Source organism: Shewanella sp. Isolate7, assembly GCF_022398425.1.
Classification (GTDB): domain Bacteria; phylum Pseudomonadota; class Gammaproteobacteria; order Enterobacterales; family Shewanellaceae; genus Shewanella.
On the sequence record NZ_JAKEVJ010000058.1, the window covers coordinates 38,733 to 53,764 of the forward strand.

General features: G+C 52.9%; 14 protein-coding genes and 1 pseudogene. 9 read left to right on the forward strand and 6 right to left on the reverse strand.

What is annotated here, in order from left to right; translation table 11 throughout:
* The 3 genes from L1D47_RS14640 (at position 1) to rsmS (ending at position 4,094) form a co-directional block, all read left to right on the forward strand.
* Positions 1-393 (forward strand): hypothetical protein, encoded by a 393-nt coding sequence (locus L1D47_RS14640; RefSeq protein WP_239885802.1) that lies wholly within the window; start codon positions 1-3, stop codon positions 391-393.
* Between the two features lie 952 nt (positions 394-1,345).
* A complete protein-coding gene (locus L1D47_RS14645; protein ID WP_239885803.1) occupies positions 1,346-3,757 on the forward strand; it encodes a TonB-dependent receptor in 2,412 nt (803 codons plus the stop codon).
* Positions 3,758-3,899: 142 nt separating this feature from the next.
* Positions 3,900-4,094: a pleiotropic regulatory protein RsmS gene (gene rsmS / locus L1D47_RS14650; RefSeq protein WP_239885804.1), complete on the forward strand. Its 195-nt coding sequence runs from the start codon at positions 3,900-3,902 to the stop codon at positions 4,092-4,094.
* Positions 4,095-4,375: 281 nt separating this feature from the next.
* Here rsmS and L1D47_RS14655 read toward each other — a convergent pair whose 3' ends face one another.
* On the reverse strand, positions 4,376-6,205 hold the full coding sequence (locus tag L1D47_RS14655; protein WP_239885805.1) for a S8 family serine peptidase: 1,830 nt from the start codon (positions 6,203-6,205) through the stop codon (positions 4,376-4,378).
* 357 nt (positions 6,206-6,562) lie between these two features.
* Here L1D47_RS14655 and L1D47_RS14660 point away from each other — a divergent pair, with 357 nt between their 5' ends.
* The 3 genes from L1D47_RS14660 (at position 6,563) to L1D47_RS14670 (ending at position 8,244) form a co-directional block, all read left to right on the forward strand.
* Positions 6,563-6,811 (forward strand): hypothetical protein, encoded by a 249-nt coding sequence (locus L1D47_RS14660; protein ID WP_239885806.1) that lies wholly within the window; start codon positions 6,563-6,565, stop codon positions 6,809-6,811.
* Positions 6,812-6,949: 138 nt separating this feature from the next.
* Positions 6,950-7,651, forward strand: a complete 702-nt coding sequence (locus L1D47_RS14665; protein ID WP_239885807.1) for a tRNA (adenine(22)-N(1))-methyltransferase TrmK — start codon at positions 6,950-6,952, stop codon at positions 7,649-7,651.
* 56 nt (positions 7,652-7,707) lie between these two features.
* Positions 7,708-8,244, forward strand: coding sequence for an NUDIX hydrolase (locus L1D47_RS14670; RefSeq protein WP_239885808.1), 537 nt, complete (start codon positions 7,708-7,710; stop codon positions 8,242-8,244).
* Positions 8,245-8,325: 81 nt separating this feature from the next.
* Here the strand turns inward: L1D47_RS14670 and L1D47_RS14675 are convergent, their stop codons facing one another.
* The 3 genes from L1D47_RS14675 to L1D47_RS14685 all read right to left on the reverse strand — a co-directional run bounded on the left by L1D47_RS14675 (position 8,326) and on the right by L1D47_RS14685 (position 11,044).
* Entirely contained in the window at positions 8,326-9,240 is a 915-nt protein-coding gene (locus L1D47_RS14675; RefSeq protein ID WP_239885809.1) for a pseudouridine-5'-phosphate glycosidase, read from the reverse strand.
* Positions 9,234-10,325, reverse strand: coding sequence for a PfkB family carbohydrate kinase (locus L1D47_RS14680; RefSeq protein WP_239885810.1), 1,092 nt, complete (start codon positions 10,323-10,325; stop codon positions 9,234-9,236). The genes L1D47_RS14675 and L1D47_RS14680 overlap by 7 nt, the downstream gene beginning before the upstream one ends.
* 266 nt (positions 10,326-10,591) lie before the next feature.
* Positions 10,592-11,044 carry a YaiI/YqxD family protein gene (locus L1D47_RS14685; protein WP_041509203.1) on the reverse strand — a complete coding sequence of 151 codons (453 nt, stop codon included), beginning with the start codon at positions 11,042-11,044 and terminating at the stop codon, positions 10,592-10,594.
* 327 nt (positions 11,045-11,371) lie between these two features.
* Here L1D47_RS14685 and L1D47_RS14690 point away from each other — a divergent pair, with 327 nt between their 5' ends.
* Together L1D47_RS14690 and L1D47_RS14695 are read left to right on the forward strand one after the other, a co-directional pair.
* Positions 11,372-12,070 (forward strand): DUF2461 domain-containing protein, encoded by a 699-nt coding sequence (locus L1D47_RS14690; protein WP_239885811.1) that lies wholly within the window; start codon positions 11,372-11,374, stop codon positions 12,068-12,070.
* Positions 12,071-12,082: 12 nt separating this feature from the next.
* On the forward strand, positions 12,083-12,952 hold the full coding sequence (locus L1D47_RS14695) for an SPFH domain-containing protein (protein WP_239885812.1): 870 nt from the start codon (positions 12,083-12,085) through the stop codon (positions 12,950-12,952).
* 13 nt (positions 12,953-12,965) lie between these two features.
* Here L1D47_RS14695 and L1D47_RS14700 read toward each other — a convergent pair whose 3' ends face one another.
* The gene (locus L1D47_RS14700; RefSeq protein WP_239885813.1) at positions 12,966-13,550 is read right to left on the reverse strand and encodes a TetR/AcrR family transcriptional regulator; all 585 of its coding nucleotides are present in this window, start codon (positions 13,548-13,550) and stop codon (positions 12,966-12,968) included.
* Between the two features lie 187 nt (positions 13,551-13,737).
* On the opposite strand from L1D47_RS14700, the gene L1D47_RS14705 reads away from it, so the two are divergent.
* The gene (locus L1D47_RS14705) at positions 13,738-14,373 is read left to right on the forward strand and encodes a glutathione S-transferase (protein WP_239885814.1); all 636 of its coding nucleotides are present in this window, start codon (positions 13,738-13,740) and stop codon (positions 14,371-14,373) included.
* A 500-nt stretch (positions 14,374-14,873) separates the two neighbouring features.
* Here L1D47_RS14705 and L1D47_RS14710 read toward each other — a convergent pair.
* Positions 14,874-15,032, reverse strand: a pseudogene (locus L1D47_RS14710) (IS5/IS1182 family transposase); the annotation flags it as partial.

The following is a 15,032-nucleotide window of genomic DNA, read 5'->3' on the forward strand; positions in this document are numbered from 1 at the left end:
ATGATGAAACGCTTAATTCGTATCATGGTCAGCACAATGCCGTTAGCGCTCATGGGCTGCTCACTTCAGGCTCAAGACGCTGCTTTGCCAGAACCTGTGCCTGCAATAGTCAGCGAACCCAGTGCCGAGAGTCTGGCCGAGCTGGAAAACGCCATCGCCAAACTGTTGCAGATGAACAAGGTGACCCTGGCGGCAGATGCATTTACCCAAAACAGTCGATTGACGCTGGAGCGCACTCCCCATACGGATCCTAACGGTCAGCTGTTAATGGGCCGCAGCTTCGAGCTGCCGCAAATAATGCAGCTTTGGATAAGCGGTGATAAGTGTTTTGTCACAGATACCGAAGAGCATCGCAGTGCGCCACTGGCAGTCACCCAGTGCCAAGCCGAATAAGGCCGTCTGAACAAGCTCGTCTGAATAAGCTAGGCCGAATAAGCTCGTCACATTGAGCCCGGCCGGTTCTACCGGGCAGAGAAGGTCGGGCTTAATCAAGCGAGTTGGCAATATGCCCATCAAGATGCATCTTCCCCACGACGGCTGCTTTATAAAGCAGCCGTTTTTTATGGTCAGCACACTCTTATCTGCTCGCCGCCAACCTCATCATCGGGCCTGGATGTTCTTAATATCCGCCACACAGTGACTCATAGCTCAAAGTCAAACGCAGCCATCAAGCGTCATCAGGCTCGAGGATTGCGTTTGGCAAGAAAGGCCTTCCCCTCTCTATAGCTGTCCGACTGCCCAATAGAACCGTCGGCAATGAGTTAGGGAAGGTGCGAACAAGTCGTCGCACAGCTCTGGCTTTGATAGCAGCGACAGTTCAAGGCATTCAACTGAGGGCATGCCGAGGCCTGCTGAAGTTGAATAACGCCGAAATGGTGTTGCTATCAAAGCCCCGCAGGGCGAGGCTTACAGCGGTATTTGCTGCGTTACAGTTCTTGCGAAGGACTAGGGCCATTCGCTGCAAACTGTGCCTAGCATCTATCCACTTTAAGCACACGCAGAGCAAGCNCACAGCTCTGGCTTTGATAGCAGCGACAGTTCAAGGCATTCAACTGAGGGCATGCCGAGGCCTGCTGAAGTTGAATAACGCCGAAATGGTGTTGCTATCAAAGCCCCGCAGGGCGAGGCTTACAGCGGTATTTGCTGCGTTACAGTTCTTGCGAAGGACTAGGGCCATTCGCTGCAAACTGTGCCTAGCATCTATCCACTTTAAGCACACGCAGAGCAAGCACGGGACTTATTCGCACCTTCCTTAGTACATATCCTTCTAAATGTAACAATTGTTACAGTGATACTATCGCGCCCTTCTCATTATTGTTTTACATACATTTTATTAAGAGGCCTTATGCGCTTAGCTGTTTCCGCATTAGCAGTGTCATCTGCACTCATCCTTCCTAACGTCCAAGCTGAAGATCAACCAGCCAGCTTAAATCAACAAGCCAGCTTCGAAAAAATCGAGATCATAGGTTCACGTATCGCACTGCGTACCGCCACAGATAGCGTGGCGCCGGTGGACATTATCACCGCTGAGCAGCTAGAATCTACGGGGATGACAGAAACGGCTAAGGCACTGCAATTTGCCGCACCAAGTTACAGCTTTCCATTCTCATCGGTAACCGATGGCTCTGATGCCGTACGTCCGGCGAGCCTGCGCGGCCTGTCACCGGATCACACCCTAGTGCTGGTCAACGGTAAACGTCGCCACGGCTCGGCATTGGTCCACTTGAGCGGCACTGTCGGTAAAGGCTCCTCTAACGTCGACTTAAACGCCATTCCAATGACGGCCATCAAGCGTATCGAGATCCTACGTGACGGCGCATCGGCCCAGTATGGTTCCGACGCTATCGCCGGCGTCATCAACGTGGTGCTAAAAGACAGTGAACAGGGTGGTAGCCTGTCGGCGCAAGCGGGCCAAACCTACGCCGGTGACGGTGAACAGTGGCGAGTGGGTGCCAACCATGGCGTCGCCCTGGGTGACGATGGCTTCGTCAATGTCTCACTCGAAGCCCACCATAAAGACAGCACTAACCGCGCTGGGTTAGATCCTCGCCAGCAGTACCCGGAATTGGCCGATGGTTCACTCGACCCTCGCGAAGCCACATTTAATCGAAAGAGCCACCAGGTTGGTGACGCCGAATACGACAACCTAGGCTTGTTTATCAACGCCGCCAAGGCCATCTCAGATAATGGCGAGCTATACGCCTTCGGTGGCGTGAGCAAACGCGAAACCAAATCTGGCGCCTTCTACCGCAGAGCCCTAGATAAGCGTAACTTAACCGAAATTTATCCCGACGGTTTCTTGCCACAGATCAACCCCGATATTATCGACACCTCGATAGTGCTTGGCTATGAATTCAGCCTGGGCGAATGGGATATAGATACATCCGCAGGCCACGGCGAAAATGCTTTTAACTACAATATTGTTAACACATTAAATGCATCTTTAGGCCCCGACAGCCCAACCGAGTTTGATGCAGGCACATTGTCGACCCGTGAAACCAACTTAAATATCGATGCGTCACGCTATTTTTCCTTTGCAAATGACTCAGAGATACTCTTTGCCACAGGTATTTCATGGCGCCAAAATGGCTACCAGATCGAGGCTGGCGAGAGTGGTTCCTACATCAATGGTGGTTTTGATAACCGCGCCGCCGGTAGCCAGGGCTTTTCGGGCTTTACCCCAGAGTCTGAAGTCGACGAGACCCGCAATAACACAGGCGTTTATGTCGAGCTGGAAAACCAGCTAACCGATGAGTTTTACTGGGCGGCGGCGCTACGTTACGAGGACTATTCAGACTTCGGCGACAACACCAGCTGGAAGCTGGCGGGCCGTTATGACCTTACCGACAACTTAGCGCTGCGCGGCACCATCAACACAGGCTTTAGAGCACCTAGCGTGCAGCAGCTGTACTTCAGCAATATCTCTACCCTGTTCAATCCAGATCCTGTCACGGGTCAGTTGGTACCGACAGAATCGGGTACGTTCAACACCCTGTCACCGGTAACAAAAGGCTTGGGGATCAACGAGCTGGCTCCAGAGTTATCACAATCTTTCAGTCTGGGTCTGGTCTATCGTAACGATGCGGGCCTGGCACTGACCTTGGATGCCTATCAAATCTCTGTCGATGACCGCATCATCTTGTCGAGCTCAGTCACGCCTGATGACTCACCGGCCGTCGCACAGGCCTTGGCAGGCACCAATGCCGAGTCGGCGCGCTTCTTCATCAACGCGGTCGATACCCGCACCCGTGGCGTCGATCTGGTGATAAGCCAGAACTTTGATATCGGTTCCTGGGGCGACCTGCAAGCCAACCTGGCCTATGCCTACAACAAAACGGAAATACAAGACATCCATTTCCCGCAGATCTTAGACGGCGTAGGTAAAGAGCTCTTCAATCGTATCGAACAAACCCGTATGACCTCGGCGACGCCAAATAACACGGGCAACCTGGGGCTCACCCATAGACTCGGCGACTTCAAGACCAATATTCGTCTAAGCTACTTCGGCGATTACACCGTGGGTTATTCATCGGGCGACGTAAATTACAGCGACCAGTGGATAATGGATCTGTCGGTGCAGTATGCGGCAACCGATGCACTAAGCTTTACCGCCGGGGCGCAAAACCTGTTTGATGTCTACCCAGAGAAGCGCCCAGACAGCAATAATTTCAATGGTATCTTCGTCTACCCATTAACCAACACCCCGTTTGGCTTTAATGGTGGTTACTTCTTCTTAGAAGCGAAATATACCTACTAACCCCCATCAGTTCATCACACTAAAACAGGCCATTTATGGCCTGTTTTTTTTATCTCGACCAGCCATCAAGGTGAGAGCTTAGGCAACTTGTTCCCATCGCTGCGCTGTGTGAAAATCGACAGCATGCAACTGAGGGGAAAATATGACACAAGCAGCGAATGATCCAACCAGCGCTAACACAGGCCTAGATGACGCAAGTGATGAGATTAAACTCGCCGTAGACCTTATTTATCTTCTGGAGAGCCATGAGATTGAGCCAGATGTGGCGCTGGCGGCATTAGAGATAGTTAAGCAAGATCTGCAAAAAAAGTTAACTAATACCAATCGTAATAAATAATTGATCATGCTAGCTTGTTAAAACGCTCGATAACTGTATTAGTATTTTTAATTGTAGAATAACGACTTATCTAAAAATCCTGCTTTGTTCTCAAGCGTTTTTCCTGCGCCATTTCTGATCACATGTTTACTGTGATTGATACTATTGTGATTGGTATAAAGCCTAAAATGAGCACCTTAGCTTTACCCTATCACACCTTAAATAACGCTCTATTCATCGGAAACTTAACGATAAAAAAACGCAGCCTAGGCTGCGTTTTTTGTGTTACTCAGGGACACTGTTTAGAAAACAACAGTCTGCTCAGCAGTACAGGTAGAAGTACCTTCGTCACAGGCTTTGTAAACGTAAGTTCCGCCGCCCTTAGTGTTGATGGTGTCAGTGTAGGTGCTGCTTGCCGAAGTGGTCGCAATCTTGCCACCGTCACGGTAAACATCTACGTTCGCACCCGCGGCACCAGAGAAGGTCAGATCAACTTTCTTAACGCCCTTACTCTTATAGCCATTCGCTGAGATAGAGAAATCACCGCCGCCGTTGTTTCCGCCACCATTGTCGCCACCGGCACAGCCGTTAGCCGTCAGGTAAGCATCGGCAGCCGCAGCCTGAACGATACCGTAACCGAAGTACTCATCTTTACCCGGTGCACCGCTATCCATAGCTGTCGCCTTCAGCGCTGCACGGATCTCGCTACCGGTACACTGGTTATGGTTAGACCAAACCAGCGCCGCAATACCAGACACGGCCGGCGTTGCCATAGAAGTACCGCTCATGAAGCCGTAATCAGAGGTACCGATATCCACAGTTGCAGTGCTCGCCGCCAATAACGCCGCGCGATCTTCCTGTGTAGTACCCACTGCGGGGATAGAAGTGGTGTTGGTATCACCTAGTGTGCCATACAGCATGCCAGGCTCGTTGTTGATGATGATCGCACCGATACCACCAGAGTTTTCACAGTTAGCCACCTTGTCGTGGAAAGAGATCGCACCGCGATCGATCACACAGATGTTACCGTTCGCGCCCGCATCGGTCGCCTCGGCAGTGCCCATGAAATAGGTGTTGCCAGAAACCACGCCTGAGTTTTCCATTGCGCTGCTGGCAAATGAAGCGCCATCGGCAGTAAGGTTAGACGCTGTCGCCATGCCTGCTGGGTAAGTAGACAGTGTATCTACACCACCTGCAGTCACTTCCACACAGATAGTTTTATCTGAAGTCGCCTTAGGACCACGACCCGAAGTACAAGATGGGAACTGAGAGAAATCGGCGATGTTGTTGTTCGCATCGTTCGCGCCCACCATCATGACAGATGGGTAACCAGCTGGGTATGAACGTACGCTGTTACCATCGTTACCCGCCGCAGCAACCACTAGGCCGCCCGCATCGACGAAGGCTTGGAAGGCATTAGATTCGGTAGAGTTTGATCCGCCGCCACCTAGGCTCATGCTGATGATGTTGGCACCGGCTGCGCTACACAGGTTTGTGGCGTGTGCCAGATCAGATGAGTAACCCCAACCTTCGGCGTTAAATACCTTGATGATGTGCATATCGACGCCAGGCGCCATACCGATCACACCAACATTGTTGTCAGCGGCACCGATAGTACCGGCAACGTGAGTACCGTGTGGACCGCCGTTGACGTTCCAGTTACCCGTACCCGAATCGTTGTCACCTGTGATGTTGTTCCAAACGAAATCTGGGTTAGACGCGTCCAGACCAGAGTCGATGACACACACCTTCATGCCAGCAGCAGCATTGAAGGTCACCTGATCGGCCTGTGACTGATACACGGCGTAAGGTGTAACCTGCTGCGTCATCGGGTTGCCCGCGTCATCGCTGAAGCTCATCAGATGACGACGCTGATCCGCCTCGACTAATTTTACATGTGGGTTATTTAACAGTCCCTTGACCTGGGCTAAATCTTTGCCCGTAAAGGTTGCAGCGATAAAGCCGTCACCATCAACGTGGATCTGTGCGCCTAGCTGCTTTGCCAGTGCCTTAACGACACCCTTACTGCCATTGTCTACCTGGATGATGTAACGATCATCATCGGCAAATGCCTGAGTTGATAGGCCAACACTTAATGCCATTACTGCACTTGCCAACTTAGTTAACTTCATAGAGGTCTCTCCATTATATTTATTTTGTTAAGAGTCTTTTTATTAGAACTTCCCTGAATAGCAAATGCCGCGGTATTTCTCTCTTCAATTGCGACCTGATTTGGCATTTACTACCACACAACAAGGCACAAGCTATCACACCAACTCGAAAGCAACAAGGCATTAACAAAAAATAAACATATGTTGCACAGGCGTACAATTTGTTTGGCAGTAGCATTCGCTGGCCAGATCATTGCCTCACCAGACAAGCGGCTAGGCCATGCATCAAAGCCGGCGACACGGCGGGTAAAAGCGCTGTTGCTAAGCGCCAAGGCTGGTATACTAGGGGCTCATTTGCCACCATTGACGACATTGACGATGACAAATAATGCCAAGGCCTCAAGCCAATCGATAGACTTCTCGGCCATCAACAAGAGCACGGCCAGCTCCTTTAACGAGCAGAAGAACCTGATCAAGCGGCTGTTTAAGGGCAACCGGGTCGATTGCCAGACCTGTAAACAACCACTGCAGTTAGTCGTACCCACAGAGAAGGCACAAACCGGCCACTACGGCGTGTTTTGTAAGAAGGGCTGCACGGATATCGAACTGGAGATCGAGCTGCTCTAGCCTCGCCTAAAGTAAGCCCGCCTAGGAATTATAAGCCCAGATACGATATAGCATCAGCTGTGCCTGCAAGGCAGTACAGACCCACTATCATACTATCGCGCTACCAAGTATCACGTATCACCTATAACGAGTCATAGCTTGAAACTCAGTCAACGCCTCTCTCACCTGCAGGCCATGGTCGATGGCCCTTACCAACATATCTGGGACTGCTGCTGCGATCACGGCCTGCTCGGCGCCGCCCTGCTAAGGCAAGAGGCCGCCACAAACGTGCATTTCGTCGATATCATTCCAGGTATCATGCAGAGCCTGCAGGGCAAGCTCGAACGCTTCTTTCCGCCCGCAGCAGGCGCGAGCCGCTGGCAGGTGCACTGTATAGATGTGGCCAAGCTGCCGTTAGCCGACTATCCCAGCGAGACGCCGCAGCTGGTGATCATCGCCGGCGTCGGCGGCGAACTCACCGGCGAGCTGGTGAGCGCGATTCAACAGCGCGCCGACACACTGGGCCAAGAGATAGAGTTTCTGCTCTGCCCCGTGCATCACACCTATCAGCTCAGAGAGCGACTCGATACCCTAGGGCTCAGATACTTCGACGAGCGGCTCATCAGTGAGAACAAGCGCTGCTACGAGCTCTTGCATGTGGCGCGCCACGGCAAGCAGCCCATCACGGCAATTGGCGACAGCCTCTGGTCGCAGGCGCCAATCGAGACACAAGTGGCCTACCTAAGGCGTCTGCTGAAACACTATCATCAGGTGATCAGAGGCAGTAAGCAGGAGCAGAAACCGCTGCTCGAGCGCGCCATCTCAGATTATCAGGCGCAGCTAGACTTGCTTAGCGCCTAGCCTGCTAGTTTCCACCTTTTCCCTTTTGCTTATTACGTCTTCAAGTGAGTCAATTTATGCGTCTGCTGAAATCCACCCTACATCCCGACCTTAACGCCACCACGCCAGAGGAGATAACCGGACTGGGCTTCACACGCCGTGCGGCGCGGGCCATAGTGCTCAGAGACAGCCAAATATTAATGCTCTACACCGAGCGCTATCACGACTACAGCATTCCCGGCGGCGGTGTGGATGAGGGCGAAGATATTCGCCAGGCGCTACTGAGAGAGCTGGAGGAGGAAACCGGCGCCCACACCATACAGATATTGAGTGAGTTCGGGAACTATCAGGAGTTTCGTCCCTGGCACAAGCCAGGATTCGACTTCGTGCAGATGGAGTCTTACTGCTTTGTCTGCGCCATTGGCGAAGAGCTTGGCGATACTAGGCTCGAGCACCATGAACTGCAAAACGGCATGCGCCCGGTATGGATAGATATTCATGAGGCAATCGCCCACAACGAACACACCATGGCCCACAGCGACAAGAAGGGCCTGTCTATCGAGCGCGAGACCTACCTGCTAAGGCGTATCGTCGATGAGCTGCTCACAAATTAAAATCATCTCAAGATAAACGCCCCGTAAACTCACAAAAAAAGAGCGCCTAGGCGCTCTTTTTTATCACCGTCAGATTAACCCTTAACGGCTGTATTCACTGGCGATTTGCGCCGCCAGCTTAGCATTGTTAAACACCAGCTGGATGTTGGCGGCCAGGCTGCTGCCTTCGGTCTTCTCGGCGACCTTAGCCAGCAAGAAAGGCGTAGAGGCCTTACCGGAGATCCCCTTGGCATCCATCTCGGCCACGGCATCTTTAATCACCTGGTCGATCATCGCCTTATCCAGGGCATACTCGGCAGGAATAGGATTAGCCACAACCACGCCGCCCTTGAGGCCCATCTGCCACTTGGCCGTCATGGCATCGGCCACCTGCTTAGGCGTATCCAGGCGATAGTCGACACCAAAATCGCTCTCGCGGGTGTAGAAGGCTGGCAGAGTCTCGGTTTCATAGCCGACAACCGGCACCCCTTGGGTCTCTAAGTACTCTAGGGTCAGGCCGATATCCAGAATCGACTTGGCACCGGCGCACACCACGGCCACATCTGTGTTGGCCAGCTCCTGCAGATCCGCCGAGATATCGAAGGTCTGCTGGGCGCCGCGATGCACGCCGCCGATACCGCCGGTCGCAAACACCTTGATGCCCGCCATCGCTGCCAGGATCATGGTCGAGGCTACCGTGGTGGCGCCATCCGCCTGCTTGGCTACGATGAAAGGAATATCGCGGCGGCTGGTCTTGATCACTGCCTGACCCGCCTTACCCAGATACTCGATCTCCTCATGGGTCATGCCCACCTTAAGGCGTCCCTTGAGAATCGCGATAGTAGCAGGCACGGCGCCGTTGTCACGGATGATCTGCTCTACCTTCAGGGCAGTCTCGACATTTTGCGGATAAGGCATACCGTGAGAGATGATGGTCGACTCCAGTGCCACCACGGGACGGCCGGCATCCAATGCCGCTTTCACTTCTGGGTTGATATCTAGGTACTGCGCTAACATAGAGACTCCTTGATAACTCGGTTAACTGATATTTCAGACATATTTGGATTGATGGTTGCCAGATCCGACAGGGCAACCACCGCCGCCGCCATGGCAAACTCGGTCGACTGACGGGACGACCAACCTTGAATAAAGCCGTGGGCCAGGCCCGCGAGGAAGGCGTCACCGGCGCCGTTGGCATTAACCATCTCGACCGGAATGGCCGGAACAAGGGCCTGCTCCTGACCATCGCTGTAAAACACCCCATCGGTGCCCAGGCTCAGGAATATTCGCTGCACGCCCTGCTCATGGAACCAGTTGGCCAGCATAGGCAACTCGCCATAGTTGGCAATGGCGATGCCGGAGAGCTGCTCGGCCTCTTTAAGGTTCGGCTTGAGGGTATGTACCGCGCTCAGGTAGGGCTTAATCTTCTCCGCCTTGGCGCAGGAAACGGTATCGACAAACAGCGGGATATCGGCGAAGTTGCTCAGCAGATAGGCTAAGGCAGCGTCAGACAAGTTGGCGTCGACTATGATGAGACTGGCACGTTTGAACATCTCCTGCTGACTCTTGAGCTGCTCAACACCCAGTCGCTCCAGAATCGCCATGTCATTGATCGCCACATGCATGTCGCTGTCACCATCGAGCACCGAGAGGTAGGTGGAGGTCACGCCATCGCTCAGCTGCAAGCTGGGTTTCATGTCGATACCGGCGCGCTGACAATGCTCGACGATCTGCTGGCCATAGGCATCTTTGCCCACTGCGGTCATCAGGCGGGTATCTGAGCCCAGACGCGCCAGGTTCTCGGCAATGTTACGCCCCACACCACCAGGGGAGCAGCTGACGCTACCTGGATTAGAATCCCCCACCCTCAGGTTAGCAGCCGGGCGACCGAGAATATCCATGTTGGCCCCGCCGACCACCATGGCAAACTTGGCTTCGGCCAGAATATAGCCCTTGCCACGGATAATGCCTTTGTTGGTCAGGTTCATGATATGACCAGCCACCGCAGAGCGGCTGATCCCAAGGCGATCCGCCAGCTCCTGCTGGGGGATCAGAGGGTCTTGCTTGAGTAGTGCTAGGATTTCTAATTCACGTTCCGTCATTACGGCAATCTCACTCAGCATTAAGGATATATCGCCGCAAAACAAACAAATGTTTGTATTGCAAACTTTTGTTTTACGTTAATCGATTTATGCCGCCAGTGCAAGACAAACAAATTCATAATCAAGTAGTTATGTGAGGTGCGCCTCACACGACTCTGGGCACAATCCCTGGCTGACAGGCATTGTGGCGTCAGTATCCACTCACATTTAGGCACAAAAAAAGCGCCAACCTGGCGCTTAGAAATTCGCAGTTACGAGGCGCTAGCCTAGCGTTTGTGATGTTTGGTGATCAGGCGATCCAACTGGTTACCGAAGGCCTGTTTCTCACTCTGGCCTATGGCGGCCGGGCCGCCGGTCTGCACGCCGCTGGCGCGCATGGTGTCCATGAAATCGCGCATGTTGAGGATAGACTTAATGTTATGCTCGGTGTACAGCTCGCCCCGGGGATTGAGCGCCAGCGCCCCCTTGTCGATCACCTCTGAGGCCAGGGGGATATCGGCGGTGATCACCAGATCGCCCGCGTCGACTCGCCTCACTATCTCATTGTCGGCCACATCGAACCCAGACGACACTGTCACCAGCTGGATAAAACGCGACGGCGGAATACGCATGGCATGGTTGGCCACTAAGGTCACGGCGATCTCGGCGCGCTCGGCGGCGCGAAACAGTATCTCCTTAATCACACCCGGGCAGGCATCGGCATCAACCCAAATTTTCATCTCTCTTTCCTGTTATATCGACATAGCGTTGAGCATGGAGCGCACTATAACATAGCAAGCGGCTATCGCCCTTCGCAGAATGCACTAATACCAATCGTAATAAATAATTGATCATTCTAGCTTGTTAAAACGCTCGATAACTGTATTAGTATTTTTAATTGTAGAATAACTACTTATCTAAAAATCCTGCTTTGTTCTCAAGCGTTTTTCCTGCGCTATTTCTGATCACATGTTTACTGTGATTGGTATAACCTGGCATTAACACCCCTTGCAGGGAATATGGTAATTTAGCCAAGATATTGATAATTAGGACATAGGGCACAGATTATGACCACATCGGCCCCCAGGGAAGCCATATTTACCCCAGACTGCCTCGACTTTCTCGCCAAGCTGGCCAGCAATAACGAGCGCGACTGGTTCAAGAGCCACCAAAACGAGTATGAGGCCAAGGTACGCACCCCGGCGCTCAACTTTATCAGTGCCATGGCGCCCCATATCGCCCAGCTCTCGCCGCGCCTCACGGCCGTGCCCAAGAAGGTGGGTGGCAGCCTGATGCGCCCCCAACGCGATGCCCGCTTTAGCAAGGACAAGACACCATATAAGATCAACGTCGGCATACAGTTTCGCCACTTCCAGGGCAAAGATGTGCACGCCCCCGGCCTTTACCTGCATATCGCCAACGATGGCAGCTTCCTCGGCGCCGGCATCTGGCATCCGGACAGCAAGGCCTTAAACCAGATCCGCAGCTGCATCGACGACAACCCCAACGCCTACAAACAGGCGCTCAAGCAGCTTAGCGACGCTGGATTTAACATGGAGGGTGACAGCCTGCAGCGCCCGCCCAAGGGCTTTGACAAGCATCATCCCATGCTAGATGAGCTCAAGCGCAAAGACTTTATTGCCATCAAACCACTCGACACCCGGCAGCTGTTTACCGAAGATTTCGATACCTGGTGCGCCAAGCAGTTTAGCCAGGTCAACAAACTCATGGGCTACCTCTGTTTCGCCCTGGACCTAGATTATTAAAAAGGATTTTTGATGTTTAATCGTAAAGCCAACAAGACTTTCGGCCCACGACTAAGCGGACTCGGCCGTCTGAAATTTATCGCACCGCTCCTGGTCGTGCTGCCGCTGGCCACTGGCCTAACGGGCTGCACCAACCCTAACACCCCGGCGGGTGAAGAGGGCTATGTGTTTGAGAAGCCTCGCATCTTCGGCGCCGGCGGCTATCGCGGCACCCTCATAGGCCCCAGCAACTATGGTGTCTCCCTGTGGCGCAACGAGGTGATCAACATCGACATGCGCCCCAACACCTACACGGAAAACTTCAAGATCCTCGCCAAGGACGATCTCAACATCAGCTTTAACTTCCATGCGGTGATCGCCATCAAGTCCGGCACGGTGCAGCAGGTAGTAGAGCAATATGGCGCCGAAAACTGGTATGTGCGTTTCGTGCGCGAGACCTTTCGCACCTATGTGCGTGACGAGGTGCAGCGTTATGACAGTGTGGCGCTGAAAGAAAACCGCTCGGAGATCGCCCAGGCGGTGTCAATCAAGCTCAAAGACTACCTCAAGACCTCGCCCTTTCAGCTTAACAACGTGATTGTGGGTAACATCAACTACCCCGACATAGTCGCCATCGCGGTCGAGAAGAAGCTGGCCGCCCAGCAGCTGTTGTCGGAGAAGGAGACCCAGAAGGAGATCGCCCAGAAGGACGCCGAGATCCGCATCGAAGAGGCCAAGGGTATCGCCCAGGCGCAGAAGATCATCAACGAGACCCTGACCCCCAACTATCTGCAGCACGAGGCGATTAACGCCCAGCTCAAAATGGCCGACTCGCCCAATCACACCACCGTCTATATTCCGGTGGGCACCAATGGTATCCCGCTGATTAAAGGCGCCAAATAAGCTTCTCGTTTATTTAGGGCCCCAGCCCGTCGAGATAGCCCGTCAACACTCGGCGGGCTTGCTCGATGAGCGCGTACTGCTTCGCCTTACCCAGCACCCGAATGCCTTGCAGCTGCATCACCAGGAAGCTGGCCACCTCCTGGGGGTTCACCTCACTGTTCACACGCCCAAGGCGCAGCTGATCTGTAAGCACCCGCGCGAAGGCCTCATGCAGACCATCGAACAACTCGCCACAAAGCTGCTGCACCACCTCATCGCTGAGGTACTTCTCCAGCACCGCATTCTGCATAAAGCAGCCATAGGGCTGCTCGGCCTGCAGGGCCACAAAGGCCTGGATATAGTCGATAATCGACTGAAAATCGGCATCATCGGCCAGCAAGGGAGTGATTCTTGGCTGGGCGTAATGCGCCAGATAATAGCCCAGGGCCTCACGGTACAGACTCAACTTATCACCGAAGCTGTTATACAGGCTGAAACGGTTAATCTTAAGGTGCGCCACCAGATCCGCCACCGAGGTGTCGGCATAGCCCTTCTGCCAAAACAGCTCCATGGCTGCTATCAGCTTGTCTTGTCTATCGAAATTACAACTTCTCGCCATAGATGATTTTGCTCTGAATTAGTCACATACGTTCATAACAAGTTTCTTGACCGAACGTTTAGAAATGAATTAGATTCTATTCTAAACGAGCGTTCAGTTAAAGCCAAACGGCCTGACCGAACTCAAGTAAATATCGACAAGATAGACATCGACAGAATAAACAAAGACAAGAGTCAGAGAGGGATAGATGAAACTCTACGAATTAGCCATGACCCCCAGCGCCCGACGCGTCAATATCTTCCTAAAGGAACTCGGCATCAACGAGCAAGCCCTTGGCCTCGAGCGTGAGAGTCTCAACCTGCGCGCCGGCGACAACCTGAGCGACCAGTTCAAGGCCATCAGCGTCAACGGCCGCATCCCTGTGCTGGCACTCGACGACGGCCAGACCCTGTGTGAGTCTGTGGCCATCTGCCGCTACTTCGACGAAATCACTGCGCCAGAACACTCGCTGTTTGGCGACACGCCGCTAGAGAAGGCCCAGGTTGAGATGTGGCAGCGGATCTGCGAGCTTCAGGGCCTATTCGTCGCCTTCCAGGCCTTTAGAAACATCACTAAGGTGTATGAAAACAGAGAGCGCTGCGTCGAGGCCTGGGGAGAAGAGTCCCGCCAGAGAGTGATAGAGTTTCTGCCGACGCTAGAGACGCAGCTTAGCCAGCAGCCCTTTGTCGCCGGACAGAAGTTTTCCATCGCCGACATCACCGCCTACGTGATGATGAGCTTCATCAAGCACCTGGAGATCACCCCAAGCGACGACCAGCCCAACCTCACCGCCTGGCTCAACAAGGTGGAACAACGCCCCGCCATCATCGCCGTCAACGGCTAAATTTGAGATAGAACAAACTATGGTGGCGAGCTTAAATGCTGAAGCTCGCCCTAATCATACGGTACAGTGGCTGCAATTTACGAAAGCATCCACCTTTGATCAACTCACCGAAGAGGTAAAGACTTTTATAGCATGCTCAATAGACGCTGACATGCTGCTATCACTGAGGATATCTTCACATGAAAAGTTACTGCTAAGTAATGGCAGCGTAATGCAGGCCTCCTCTACAATTTTACCTGACATAGTGCGGATTATTTCATGTAGTGATTCGAGTGCATGAAAGGCTCGTGGTGATGTATTAAATATTGCGACAGGCATACAAACAAACTCTTCTCCGCTGACCAACCAATCTAGGGAAACTGCGAACAAGTCCTGCAATTTAGGTATAGAGCGAGGTTTTGAGCGGCCCCCCTGATTTTTGAACGCTAACTGTTCAATTTTGGCCAATATACTGCCGTTTTACGCCGAATTTCGACCTAATTCCGCGCTATTCCCGGATTTCAGACAGATCTTGGCTGTCGTCGTAACATCTGGTCTACTTTATACAGGTTCGCCAAGGTGAATAGCATGGCTAACTGTGAGTCATTTTTCGTCAGCCCTTTATAGCGTGCTTTGATAAAGCCGAACTGACATTTGATGATCCGAAACGGGTGTTCTAC

What these genes read in the sequence shown, in the direction of transcription:
- L1D47_RS14640 (WP_239885802.1), top strand. Translation starts at nt 1, where the DNA reads ATGATGAAACGCTTAATTCGTATCATGGTCAGCACAATGCCGTTAGCG.
- L1D47_RS14645 (WP_239885803.1), top strand. Translation starts at nt 1,346, where the DNA reads ATGCGCTTAGCTGTTTCCGCATTAGCAGTGTCATCTGCACTCATCCTT.
- rsmS (WP_239885804.1), top strand. Translation starts at nt 3,900, where the DNA reads ATGACACAAGCAGCGAATGATCCAACCAGCGCTAACACAGGCCTAGAT.
- L1D47_RS14655 (WP_239885805.1), bottom strand. Translation starts at nt 6,205, where the DNA reads ATGAAGTTAACTAAGTTGGCAAGTGCAGTAATGGCATTAAGTGTTGGC.
- L1D47_RS14660 (WP_239885806.1), top strand. Translation starts at nt 6,563, where the DNA reads ATGACAAATAATGCCAAGGCCTCAAGCCAATCGATAGACTTCTCGGCC.
- L1D47_RS14670 (WP_239885808.1), top strand. Translation starts at nt 7,708, where the DNA reads ATGCGTCTGCTGAAATCCACCCTACATCCCGACCTTAACGCCACCACG.
- L1D47_RS14675 (WP_239885809.1), bottom strand. Translation starts at nt 9,240, where the DNA reads ATGTTAGCGCAGTACCTAGATATCAACCCAGAAGTGAAAGCGGCATTG.
- L1D47_RS14680 (WP_239885810.1), bottom strand. Translation starts at nt 10,325, where the DNA reads ATGACGGAACGTGAATTAGAAATCCTAGCACTACTCAAGCAAGACCCT.
- L1D47_RS14685 (WP_041509203.1), bottom strand. Translation starts at nt 11,044, where the DNA reads ATGAAAATTTGGGTTGATGCCGATGCCTGCCCGGGTGTGATTAAGGAG.
- L1D47_RS14690 (WP_239885811.1), top strand. Translation starts at nt 11,372, where the DNA reads ATGACCACATCGGCCCCCAGGGAAGCCATATTTACCCCAGACTGCCTC.
- L1D47_RS14695 (WP_239885812.1), top strand. Translation starts at nt 12,083, where the DNA reads ATGTTTAATCGTAAAGCCAACAAGACTTTCGGCCCACGACTAAGCGGA.
- L1D47_RS14700 (WP_239885813.1), bottom strand. Translation starts at nt 13,550, where the DNA reads ATGGCGAGAAGTTGTAATTTCGATAGACAAGACAAGCTGATAGCAGCC.
- L1D47_RS14705 (WP_239885814.1), top strand. Translation starts at nt 13,738, where the DNA reads ATGAAACTCTACGAATTAGCCATGACCCCCAGCGCCCGACGCGTCAAT.